The organism is Pantoea sp. ICBG 828 (assembly GCF_002928355.1).
GTDB lineage: Bacteria > Pseudomonadota > Gammaproteobacteria > Enterobacterales > Enterobacteriaceae > Pantoea > Pantoea dispersa.
In genome coordinates this window covers 540,195-551,420 of the sequence record NZ_POWN01000004.1, presented here as the reverse complement: position 1 = coordinate 551,420, position 11,226 = coordinate 540,195, and the positions used below count along the sequence as shown (strand labels likewise).

The window sequence follows — 11,226 nt, the reverse complement described above, 5'->3', positions numbered from 1 at the left end:
ACGGGAAAAGTCGTGGTGTGCGCGGCGATGAAGAAGCTGCTGCAGCTGGCTTATGGCGTGCTGAAATCGGGTCGTCCGTTCGATGCCGAAATATGTCTTGCCAGGTAACCGGCAAGACGGTATCTACAGCAGCACGGCAAGCCTAAGCTGTTCAGGCAAGTTATAGCCCCATTCCACACCGGTTGCGGTTTTGGTTGCGGCGTAATTTATTGCGCGATGAATCGCGCCGCTACGGGCTGGTGCACCTAATTTCTGCGCAATAATTTGTGCCACCGCAGGACGGCAAGCCCGAGCTGGTCAGGCGAGTTATAGCCCCATTCCACATCGGTTGCGGTCTTGGTAGCGGCGCAATTTATTGCGCGATGAATCGCGCCGCTACGGATGAGTGCAACTAAGTTCTGAGAAATAATTTGTGCTAGTGCAAGGCGGCAAGCCTGAGCTGATCCGGGAAGTTTCAACCCTACTCATTGCGCGATGAATCGCGCCGCTACGGGCTAGTGCACCTAATTTCTGCGAAATAATTTGTGCCACCGCAGGACGACAAGCCCGAGCTGTTCAGGGAAGTTTCAATCCCGCTAATTGCGCGATGAATCGCGCCGCTACGGGCTAGTGCACCTAGTTTCTGCGAAATAATTTGTGCCACCGCAGGACGACAAGCCCGAGCTGTTCAGGGAAGTTTCAATCCCGCTCATTGCGCGATAAATCGCGCCGCTACGGATGAGTGCAACTAAGTTCTGCGAAATAATTTGTGCTAGCGCAAGGCGGCAAGCCTGGGAGTCCCGGGAGCATACATTAGTATGTGACCGGGGCGAGCAGGCGCAGCCAACGCCGCGATAGCGCAAAGTATGAAGCAGAACTAGCGTTCGTCGCGCCGTCCGCCGACTGCCGCCCAAATCCGGCGCACATGCACGGTCACTTCTTCGCGGTCGTGATACAGCTGGCGCGCCTGAATCTGCGCGTTTACGCCCTTCTCCTTCAGCGCCGCGTCCATCATAGCCAGATTCTGCGTAACCTCTTCATAGCGCTTTTTCATTGGCAGCTTGAGGTTGAAGATCGCCTCACGGCACCAGCCGTTGACCAGCCATTCGGTCATCAGGCTGGCGACGCGCACCGGTTTTTCCACCATGTCGCACACCAGCCAGCTGATGTTGCTGCGCGGCGGGCGGAATTTGAAACCGTCTTCGCGGCAGTGCGTAACCTGTCCGGTATCCATCAGGCTCGGCGCCATCGGGCCGTTATCCACCGCGTACACCCACATGCTGCGCTTCACCAGCTGATAGGTCCAGCCGCCGGGGCAGGCACCAAGATCGACCGCATACATGCCGCTGCCCAGCCGTTCGTCCCACTCATCGGCCGGCACGAACACATGGAATGCTTCTTCCAGCTTCAGCGTAGAGCGGCTTGGCGCATCGGCCGGGAACTTCAGGCGCGGAATGCCCATGTAAAACGGCGAGTTGTTGTGCGGCAGCGAATAACCAACGTAGCAGGTGCCCGGCGCGATAAAGAACACATGCACTACCGGACGTTTATTGCTCTCATAATTCAGCAGGATTTTGCTGTCGCGCAGGCTGGCGCGCAGCGGTACCGTCAGCTTTCGGCAAAATTTGGTCAGCTCTTTGGCTTCATTGGTGTCGGGCACTTCAACGCGCAGCTCGCCGCCCTTCTCCACCACGCCGCTCAGCATGCCGACGATCGGGGTAATACGATCTTCCGGCGGGAGATCGCGCAGCAGCTCGCCCACTACCAGCATTTGCCGGGCAAAAATCAGCTCCGCGAACGGCAGCGTGGCGATCAGTTTTTCCGCCTCTTCCGGCTGATAGCACTCAAACAGCACGTAACCGGCGTCATCTTTAACGCGCGGAAAACCGTAGATTTCGCGCTCCGCTGCTTTGGCACTGATTTCTGCCGCACACTCTTTCTCAAATCCCGGACGGCAATAGAGTAAAACTTTATTCATGGCGATCTGCCTTTCGTTTCAGACGCAGCGCGCCAATCAACATCAAAAACCAGCCAATCAGGAAGCACAGGCCTCCAACCGGCGTAACAAACACCCAAAACTTCAGGTGCGACAGCGCCAGACAATACAGGCTGCCGCTGAACAGGACGATACCCAGCGCCATCGCGGCGCTACTCCAGTAAAACCAGATATTGGCGCGACGCAGCATCGCTGCGCCAATACCGATAATCGCCAGCGTATGATACGCCTGATATTCAAGGCCGGTATGGATCCACGCCATCTCGGCCGCGCCGAGCGCTTTGCTCAGCACATGCGCCCCAAAAGCACCAAACGCCACCAGCAGAAAGCCGCTGATGGCGGCAAATATAAACATGGCACGACTGGACATTCATTTATCCTCAAGGTGAAACCGCACATCACTGTGCGGCAGGCAACGCGTTAGTGATCGTAGCGGAAGCGGAATTTTTCTTGTTCAGTTGCGGCTTTTTCCAGAATCCACTGCCGAAAGGCGGCTATTTTACCCAGTTCTGCCTGGCTGTCATGACAAACCAGATAAAAAGCATTTTTACTCACTAAGACATCGTTGAAAGGACAGACCAGACGTCCGGCCTCAATTTCACTCTGCGCCATCACGTTATTGGCCAGCGCCACGCCCTGGCCGTGGATCGCCGCCTGCAGCACCATGGCGCTGTGGCTGAAGATCGGCCCCTGCTGAACATTAATGTGCTGCAAGCCCAGTTGACGAATATAGGATTGCCAGTCACGGCGCGAGGCGTCATGCAGCAGCGTGAAATGCGCCAGATCGGCCGGTGATTTGAGCGGATTGTCGCCGGTCAGCAGCTGCGGCGAGCACACCGGCAGCAGATATTCGGCATACAATTTCTCTACCCGCAAACCGGGCCAGTTGCCGCGGCCGTAAAAAATCGCCACGTCGACATCGTCGGCCAGCTTCTCCTCATCACGGTCTACCGCCTGGATACGCACATCAATGCCCGGATAAGCCAGATTAAAGCTGGAGAGGCGCGGAACCAGCCACTGAATGGCGAAACTCGGCAACAGGCTGACGGTGAGAGCCCCTTTGGCACTGCGCGCCTGCAGTTTGCGCGTGGCATCGTTCAGTGCCGAAAAAATCTCTTTGATATCGAGATAGTAGCTTTGACCCTCTTCGGTCAGTAACAGCGAACGATTGCGCCGGCGAAACAGCTTGAGACCGAGAAAATCTTCCAGCGATTTAATCTGATGGCTGACAGCCGCCTGGGTGACAAACAGCTCCTCAGCGGCTTTGGTGAAGCTCAAATGACGGGCCGCAGCGTCGAAGACGCGAAGAGCATTAAGCGGCGGAAGGCGTTTTGACATGGTTTTCCGTACCCGGATTGACAGCGTAACACTGCAACTTATACAAAGTCGTTACGTATTAGATTTTTTAATCCGAGACATTATAATTTGTCCGTTGAGGAAGCTCCAGCAAATACCTATAGTTGCCGCACTTCCTGAGCCGGAACGAAAAGATTTCTGGAAACGTGCGAGAGATCGCAGACTTTTAGAGAGCTTTTGGCTTGTGGTCGTGATGTTGTGTTTGCATTTTGATCTGACGATTGCAGATCAAACTTTTAATTCCTGTAGATTTACCCTGTCTGTCCATAGTGATTTTAAATAGCACCGCAAATTGCGGTGCTTTTTTTTACCTGCTAGCCGGGCTTACTGGCCCATTTCCACCATCTCTTTCACATCTGAGCGGTTAATCTGCTGCTCGTTGCCATTGGCATCTTTATAGCTGATCATACCGGTTTCATCGTCAACTTTTGGTTTGCCATCCGCAACAATGGTGCGACCATCATTAGTATGCATGACGTAGTTGCTGGAACAGGCGGCCAGGGTAAAGGCCATGGTGCACACGGCCAGCACTGCGGCGAGTTTATTCATCTTCTATCTCCTTGCAGATTGATTGCATTAAACCACCCGCGTGCGCTGACCAGTGGCAGCAAACAGAGCGATCGACTGGAACAGACCGATTCGTTATGCGGGTTTCGGTTCAAACCTTGCAATAATTAGCATAACGCGCTTTTCCAGCTTTGCCAGGCCACGGCGTGGCTTTCAGCCTGGTCCTAACATCCAAGTAAGTGAGCTGAGTATGACCCATTTCTCTCCTGGCGAGTTTCGTCAGCAGTTTCCCGCGCTGAGCGATGCGGGTGTCTATCTCGACAGCGCCGCCACCGCACTGAAGCCGCAGGCGGTGATTGACGCGACCGCGCAGTTTTATTCGCTGAGCGGCGGCACCGTCCACCGCAGCCAGTTCACCGCTGCCCGCGCGCTGACGGCACAGTATGAACAGGCGCGGGCGCGCGTGGCGCACTGGCTGCAGGCGGCGGACGATCGGCAAATCGTCTGGACGCGTGGCACCACGGAGGCCATCAACCTGGTGGCGCACAGCTGGCTGGCACCGCGCCTGCAGCCGGGCGACGAGATTGTGGTGAGCGAAGCCGAGCACCACGCCAATCTGGTGCCGTGGCTGATGGTGGCGCAGGCCAGCGGTGCGAAAGTGATAAAGTGGCCGCTTGGCGCTGACCGGCGGCCGGATATCGCCCTGCTGCCGCAGCTGTTCAACGCGCGCACCCGGCTGCTGGCGATAGGTCAGATGTCTAACGTGACCGGTGGCTGTCCGGATCTGGCGCAGGCGATTACGCTGGCGCACGGCGTTGGGGCGAAAGTGATTGTGGATGGCGCGCAGGGCGTAGTGCACTGCCCGCCGGATGTGCAGGCGCTGGATATCGACTTCTACGCCTTTTCCGCGCACAAGCTGTACGGCCCGATGGGCACTGGCGTGCTGTACGGTAAAGCGGAGCTGCTGGACGCGATGCCGCCGTGGCAGGGCGGCGGCAAAATGCTGACGCAGGTCGATTTCAGCGGCTTCACGCCGCAGCCGGTGCCGTGGCGCTTTGAAGCAGGCACGCCGAACGTGGCGGGTGTGGTCGGGCTGAGTGCGGCGCTGGACTGGCTGACACAGTACGATGCGGAAAAAGCCGAACGCTGGAGCCAGCAGCTGGCCAGCCTTGCCGAAGAGCAACTCAGCGCTATTCCTGGCTTCCGCAGTTTCCGCTGCGGCAGCGCCAGCCTGCTGGCGTTTGATATCGCCGGTATTCACCACAGCGATATCGTGACGCTGCTGGCGGAACAGGGCATCGCGCTGCGCGCCGGCCAGCACTGTGCCCAGCCGCTGATGGCGGCGCTTGGCGTCAGCGGCACGCTGCGCGTCTCATTTGCCCCCTATAATAATCTGCAGGACGTGGACGCGCTGGTGCGCGCCATGCACCATGCCGTAGATTTACTGAGTGAGTAACGTAATGACATCAGCCCTGCTTGCCCCCCATCCGTTTGGTGATCTGATTACCGCAGCCAGCCTGACGGAGAAGTTTGCCCATTTTCATCAGTGGGAAGATCGCTACCGCCAGCTGATTCAGCTCAGCCGCCAGTTGCCGGTGCTGCCGGAAGCGCTGAAAACGGCGGAAATTGAGCTCTCCGGCTGCGAAAACCGCGTCTGGCTCAGCAGCCAGCAGCGGGCCGACGGCACGCTGCATTTTTACGGTGACAGTGAGGGACGCATTGTGCGCGGATTGCTGGCGGTGCTGCTGACAGCGGTGGAAGGAAAAACGCCCGCGGCCCTGTTAGCCACAGACCCGCTGGCGCTGTTTGATACCTTAGGGCTGCGCGCGCAGCTGAGCGCCTCGCGCAGCAGTGGTTTACAGGCGCTGGCTGAGGCGGTACAGCGCGCCGCCCGCGCGCATCAGGCAGACTGACGCGCCGCGCGCGCGAGGAATTTTTTCAGCGCGTGCGACACCGCAACAAAACCAAAGGTGGCGGTCACCATGGTGGCCGCACCAAAGCCGGCGGCACAGTCCATGCGCTTTGGCCCTTCCGCCGTACTGCGCGAAGCGCATACGCTGCCGTCCGGCTGCGGATACACCAGCGCCTCAGTAGAGAACACGCAGTCGATCCCCAGTTTACCCTTGCTGTTTTTCACTACGCCAAAATCACTTTTCAGCCGCTCGCGCAGTTTGGCAGCCAGCGGATCCTGAATGGTTTTGGCTAAGTCACTGACCTGAATCTGCGTCGGATCGATCTGTCCGCCGGCGCCACCGGTGGTGATCAGCGGGATCTTATTACGCCGGCACCAGGCGATCAGCGCAGCCTTAGGCCGCACGCTATCAATCGCGTCAATCACATAGTCGAACCCCGCCGCCATCAGCTCCGCGGTATTGTCCGGCGTGATAAAGTCATCGATGCAGATCACCTCACACTCCGGATTGATGGCGTGAATACGCTGCGCCATCACCTCAGTTTTCGCCTGACCGACATGCCCCTGCAATGCATGAATCTGACGGTTGGTATTGGTAATACACACATCGTCCATGTCGATCAGGGTAATTTTACCGATGCCAGTGCGCGCCAGCGCTTCGGCCGCCCAGGAACCGACGCCGCCAATGCCGATGACGCAGAAATGCGCGTCGGCAAAACGCTGCAGTGCTTCCTGCCCGTAGAGACGCGCCGTGCCGCCAAATCGCTGGCGCCAGGCGTCGCTGACAACTTTCATAGCTAACCTTTTAGTACGATGCGCAGACGCGCACCCGACAAACCCAGGGTGCGCAGCCTATCAATTTGCGCCGATAATCAATGAACCATTATTGCCGTTTTGCGGATTGCTGAACAGCGGCTGGCCGGTTCCCGGCGCGGCTTTCAGTACCCAGACGCGGCCATAATGGTTGTAGAAGCCCGCCAGATGCGCCGCATCCGGGCCGACGCCCTGGTAGATATCGAAGTGCTGGCCTTTGATCGCGCCGCCCACGTCCAGTGCGACCATCAGGCGCATCTCATATTTGCCGTTGAATTTGCCCTTCTCATTCAGCTGCGGCACTTCAGCCAGCAGCGCCGTACCGGCGGGAATCAGCGAACGATCGGACGCCACCGAGGCTTTGGCAATCAGCGGTACCGCGCTGGCACCGCGCACCGGCACATACTCTTCCGGCTTGAAGAACACGAACGACTGGTTGGTTTCCAGTACGTTGCGCACTTCCTGCGGCGAGTGCTCCTGCGCCCACTGCCGAATCGCCTGCATCGACATGTCTTCGCGCTTCACTTCACCGCGATCGATCAGCTCTTTGCCAATACTGTGGTAAGCCCAGCCGTTCTTGCCGCCGTAACCGAAGAAACGCAGCGGACGGCCATCGCCGAAATCGACATAGCCGCTACCCTGCACGTCCATCATAAAGTTGTCGATCAGCGAGTTGCTCCAGGCAATCACATAACGCTCATCCAGTGCGCCACTATAGATAGAAGCGCGGCTTGGCAGCTTCTGTCCGCGCGGACGCGGCGGCATGCGATAAATCGGATACTGGAATTCGCCCTGACGGGTATAACGCGCTTCCACCACCGGCGTGTAGTAACCGGTAAACTGTACGTTGCCGTAGCTGTCGGTGCCTTCCATCTGATAGGCGTTCAGGCCGAACTGGCGCAGCTGACGCGTATCGGCGCCGGAGAGCAGCCAGTTCTGAATCGCACTGTAAGTGCCGAGGTTGCGGCCATACAGACCGGACGACGCCGACTGGATCTGCTGCACCTGCAGGCCGAAATCACGGCCATTGACCGGACGCCCTTTGGCGTTCGGCTCATTCACCAGCCCGAGCGGTTGCTCCAGCTTGCCATCAATATATTGCTGACCGCGATCGGTCGGCTTAGAGCTACAACCGGCTAACAGCGCCAGAAATGCGCCAGTAAGTGCATACTTCGCCCAATGTCCTTTCATTACCTTCTCTTTTTAAGCTGGTTGTTTGCACGGCGACGATAGCAAAGGGGCAGACAGAATGAAATCTGCCGCAGGCTAGCGCGCTCACATCTGTATAATAAATCGTCCAATGGCCAAATAATTCAGCAACTGTTTGTCTATTTAGCGCTTTAACGCAAAAAAGGGGTTGCATCATCATACGCCCGGTGTATAGTGCGCATCCACGGACGCGGGGTGGAGCAGCCTGGTAGCTCGTCGGGCTCATAACCCGAAGGTCGTCGGTTCAAATCCGGCCCCCGCAACCAATTCTTCGTGATGAAGAGACAATGTGGCAAGTCGCTTAGCGCGACAGACGGACGCGGGGTGGAGCAGCCTGGTAGCTCGTCGGGCTCATAACCCGAAGGTCGTCGGTTCGAATCCGGCCCCCGCAACCAATTGTCTTAACGAAGAATACAATGTGCAAAGTCGCTCAGTGCGACAGACGGACGCGGGGTGGAGCAGCCTGGTAGCTCGTCGGGCTCATAACCCGAAGGTCGTCGGTTCGAATCCGGCCCCCGCAACCACTTCTTCTGACGAAGAACATCACAACACCCTGACGGGTGTTTTTTTGTTTCTGCGCCCGGTAAAAAGCGGCATCGCTGCCGCCCTGCCCTAACGCCGTGCCAGCACGCCGCCTTTGTCAAAATACGCCTTAATACCGTGCAGAATGGCTTCCGCTACCTGATGCTGATAGCGCGGGGTACGCAGCTTCCGCTCCTCTTCGACGTTACTGATAAACGCCGTTTCCACCAGAATCGACGGGATATCCGGCGCTTTCAGCACCGCAAAGCCGGCCTGATCCACCGTGCGTTTATGCAGGTGGTTAATGTGGCCCATGCGCGTCAGCACTTCTTTGCCAAACTTCAGACTGTCGCTGATGGTCTGCCGCTGCACCATATCGAACATGGTGTGGTCGAGATAGCGATCGCCGCTCATGCTGACCCCCCCGATCAAATCCGCTTCGTTCTGCGTCTGGGCGAGAAAGCGCGCGGCGGCCGAGGTTGCGCCGCTGGTGGAGAGCGCGAAGACCGAAGAGCCGCGCGCCGCCCGGCTGGTAAAAGCGTCAGCGTGAATCGAGACAAACAGATCGGCACGCTGCTTGCGCGCTTTCGCGACCCGCACGCGCAGCGGTATAAACACATCTTCGTTGCGCGTCATGTAAGCCTTCATATTACGTTCTTTGTCGATCAGCGCTTTCAGATAGCGTCCAATCTTCAGCACGATATCTTTCTCGCGCGTTTTGTACTTGCCGTGCGCGCCGGGATCTTCTCCGCCGTGACCGGGATCAATCATGATAATAATCGGTCGATCGCGCCCGGCTTTACCCGGTAGCGGCGCCTGCGCCGGTTGGTCGCGCTCCAGTTCACCCTGGTTGTAATCCTTCAGTAACGCCAGCAGCGGATCCTCTTCCTGTGACGACTGGCTGGGATAGAGATCGACCACCAGCCGGTGGCGAATACCCGCGACCGGATCGAGGGTGAAGGTTTTCGGTGCCACGCTGCGCTTCAGCTCCAGCACCACGCGCACCGTGGTGGGATCAAACTGACCGACGCGCGCGGTTTTAATGTAGGGATCGTCCACCCGCACCAGCTTATCAATGCCTTTCAGCGCACTGTTGATGTGCAGGTTCTGGATATCGATCACCAGCCGTTCGGGATTGCTCAGCGTGAACTGCTTATAGTGCAGCGCGACGCTGGATTCCAGCGTCACGCGCGAGTAAGTCGAGGATGGCCAGATGCGCACGGCCACAATGTGCTGACTGGCCGCAAAACCGCTGCGCGTCACGCTCAGCAACCACAGCGCACCTGCGCCCTGTAAAAGTCGTCTTCGGGTAAAAGCTTCGGACATGCCGCTCCAGCTACTGTGTTATGTCTAAAAAATCGTCAGTTGACGAGCAGAAGGCGAAAACTTTATTCAATGAGGAATGTCTTGTCTTGCCGGAAAAACCAGATAATGCAGTCTGTTAGCGTGGCTTGCATCAGGAAAATCGTAAAGTAACGTCAGGTCCGATGCTTGCAAAAAGTGGCGAAAGAGCATAAAAATACATAAATTTCGAATAACCATTCACAGAGGGTTTGCCGTGAAGGAACGCAGTACCGAACTGGTTCAGGGTTTTCGCCATACCGTTCCCTATATTAATGCCCACCGTGACAAGACGTTTGTCATCATGCTGGGTGGCGAGGCCATCGAGCATGAGAACTTCTCCAGCATCGTTAACGATATCGGCCTGTTGCATAGTCTCGGCATTCGCCTGGTGGTGGTTTATGGCGCACGGCCGCAGATCGATGCCAGCCTCGCGCAGCAGCAGCTGGAGCCGATTTATCACAAACACACGCGCGTGACCGATGCCCAATCGCTGGAGCTGGTGAAGCAGGCGGCCGGGCGTTTACAGCTCGATATTACGGCGCGTCTGTCGATGAGCCTGAATAATACGCCGCTGCAGGGCGCGCATATTAATGTGGTGAGCGGTAACTTCATCATCGCTCAGCCGCTGGGCGTGGATGACGGCGTCGATTACTGCCACAGCGGCCGCATCCGCCGGATTGACGAAGAGGCGATCCATCGTCAGCTGGATAACAATGCCATTGTGCTGCTGGGTCCGGTGGCGGTCTCGGTGACCGGCGAAAGCTTTAACCTGACCTCGGAAGAGGTGGCGACGCAGCTGGCGATTAAGCTGAAAGCCGAGAAGATGATCGGTTTCTGCTCCGAACAGGGCGTAACCGATCGCGAAGGCACCATCATTTCCGAGCTGTTCCCGAACGAGGCGCAGACGCGTATTGATGAAATGGAGAGCGACGGTGATTTTCTCTCCGGCACCGTGCGCTTCCTGCGTGGCGCGGTCAAAGCCTGCCGCAGCGGCGTGCGCCGCAGCCATCTGATCAGCTATCAGGAAGATGGCGCACTGCTGCAGGAGCTGTTCTCGCGTGACGGTATCGGTACGCAGATTGTCATGGAGTCGGCTGAGCAGATTCGCCGCGCCAACATTAACGACATCGGCGGGATTCTCGAACTGATTCGTCCGCTGGAGCAGCAGGGCATTCTGGTGCGCCGTTCACGCGAGCAGCTGGAGATGGAGATCGACAAATTCACCATTATTCAGCGCGACAATATGACCATCGCCTGCGCAGCGCTCTATCCGTTCCCGGACGAGCAAATCGGCGAGATGGCCTGCGTGGCGGTGCACCCCGACTATCGCAGCTCGTCACGCGGCGAGCTGCTGCTGGAGCGCGTGGCGCTGCAGGCGCGGCAGATGGGGCTGAAGAAGCTGTTCGTGCTGACCACGCGCAGTATCCACTGGTTCCAGGAGCGCGGCTTCACGCCGGTGGATATTGAGTCGCTGCCTGAAAGCAAAAAGCAGATGTACAACTATCAGCGTCGTTCCAAAGTGCTGATGGCAGACTTACGCTAAGCGCCAGCGCACCTTACGCGCCGCTGAGGGCTATTCCCCGCCGCG

Annotated in this window: 10 protein-coding genes, 3 tRNA genes and 1 pseudogene; 7 read left to right on the top strand and 7 right to left on the bottom strand. The window is 57.7% G+C overall.

Annotated elements, in window-relative coordinates:
• Positions 1 to 108, top strand: a pseudogene (locus tag C1Y43_RS12875) (IS110 family transposase); the annotation flags it as partial.
• 748 nt (positions 109 to 856) lie between these two features.
• Here the strand turns inward: C1Y43_RS12875 and rlmM are convergent.
• The 4 genes from rlmM to C1Y43_RS12855 all read right to left on the bottom strand — a co-directional run bounded on the left by rlmM (position 857) and on the right by C1Y43_RS12855 (position 3,880).
• Positions 857 to 1,957 (bottom strand): 23S rRNA (cytidine(2498)-2'-O)-methyltransferase RlmM, encoded by a 1,101-nt coding sequence (gene rlmM, locus C1Y43_RS12870; RefSeq protein ID WP_021507383.1) that lies wholly within the window; start codon positions 1,955 to 1,957, stop codon positions 857 to 859.
• The gene (locus C1Y43_RS12865; protein ID WP_021507384.1) at positions 1,950 to 2,345 is read right to left on the bottom strand and encodes a DUF423 domain-containing protein; all 396 of its coding nucleotides are present in this window, start codon (positions 2,343 to 2,345) and stop codon (positions 1,950 to 1,952) included. The genes rlmM and C1Y43_RS12865 overlap by 8 nt, the downstream gene beginning before the upstream one ends.
• Positions 2,346 to 2,395: 50 nt before the next feature.
• Positions 2,396 to 3,313 carry a transcriptional regulator GcvA gene (locus C1Y43_RS12860; protein ID WP_104188440.1) on the bottom strand — a complete coding sequence of 306 codons (918 nt, stop codon included), beginning with the start codon at positions 3,311 to 3,313 and terminating at the stop codon, positions 2,396 to 2,398.
• Positions 3,314 to 3,655: 342 nt separating this feature from the next.
• Entirely contained in the window at positions 3,656 to 3,880 is a 225-nt protein-coding gene (locus C1Y43_RS12855; protein WP_010616412.1) for a YgdI/YgdR family lipoprotein, read from the bottom strand.
• Between the two features lie 208 nt (positions 3,881 to 4,088).
• Between C1Y43_RS12855 and csdA the strand changes: the two genes are divergently transcribed.
• Entirely contained in the window at positions 4,089 to 5,294 is a 1,206-nt protein-coding gene (gene csdA / locus C1Y43_RS12850; protein ID WP_104188439.1) for a cysteine desulfurase CsdA, read from the top strand.
• Positions 5,295 to 5,298: 4 nt separating this feature from the next.
• Complete coding sequence (gene csdE / locus C1Y43_RS12845) at positions 5,299 to 5,751, top strand: cysteine desulfurase sulfur acceptor subunit CsdE (protein ID WP_104188437.1); 453 nt, start codon at positions 5,299 to 5,301, stop codon at positions 5,749 to 5,751.
• On the opposite strand, the gene tcdA is transcribed toward csdE, so the two are convergent.
• Together tcdA and mltA are read right to left on the bottom strand one after the other, a co-directional pair.
• Positions 5,739 to 6,545 (bottom strand): tRNA cyclic N6-threonylcarbamoyladenosine(37) synthase TcdA, encoded by an 807-nt coding sequence (gene tcdA / locus C1Y43_RS12840; protein WP_021507387.1) that lies wholly within the window; start codon positions 6,543 to 6,545, stop codon positions 5,739 to 5,741. The two genes, csdE and tcdA, sit on opposite strands and share 13 nt — an antisense overlap.
• Positions 6,546 to 6,605: 60 nt before the next feature.
• Positions 6,606 to 7,754 (bottom strand): murein transglycosylase A, encoded by a 1,149-nt coding sequence (gene mltA, locus C1Y43_RS12835; protein WP_021507388.1) that lies wholly within the window; start codon positions 7,752 to 7,754, stop codon positions 6,606 to 6,608.
• 207 nt (positions 7,755 to 7,961) lie between these two features.
• On the opposite strand from mltA, the gene C1Y43_RS12830 reads away from it, so the two are divergent.
• The 3 genes from C1Y43_RS12830 (at position 7,962) to C1Y43_RS12820 (ending at position 8,296) form a co-directional block, all read left to right on the top strand.
• Positions 7,962 to 8,038, top strand: a tRNA-Met gene (locus tag C1Y43_RS12830).
• Positions 8,039 to 8,090: 52 nt separating this feature from the next.
• Positions 8,091 to 8,167, top strand: a tRNA-Met gene (locus tag C1Y43_RS12825).
• Between the two features lie 52 nt (positions 8,168 to 8,219).
• Positions 8,220 to 8,296, top strand: a tRNA-Met gene (locus C1Y43_RS12820).
• Positions 8,297 to 8,384: 88 nt separating this feature from the next.
• Here the strand turns inward: C1Y43_RS12820 and amiC are convergent.
• Entirely contained in the window at positions 8,385 to 9,620 is a 1,236-nt protein-coding gene (gene amiC / locus C1Y43_RS12815; RefSeq protein WP_104093652.1) for an N-acetylmuramoyl-L-alanine amidase AmiC, read from the bottom strand.
• A gap of 232 nt (positions 9,621 to 9,852) precedes the next feature.
• On the opposite strand from amiC, the gene argA reads away from it, so the two are divergent.
• Positions 9,853 to 11,181, top strand: a complete 1,329-nt coding sequence (gene argA / locus C1Y43_RS12810) for an amino-acid N-acetyltransferase (protein ID WP_021506712.1) — start codon at positions 9,853 to 9,855, stop codon at positions 11,179 to 11,181.
• Positions 11,182 to 11,226 lie beyond the last annotated feature (45 nt).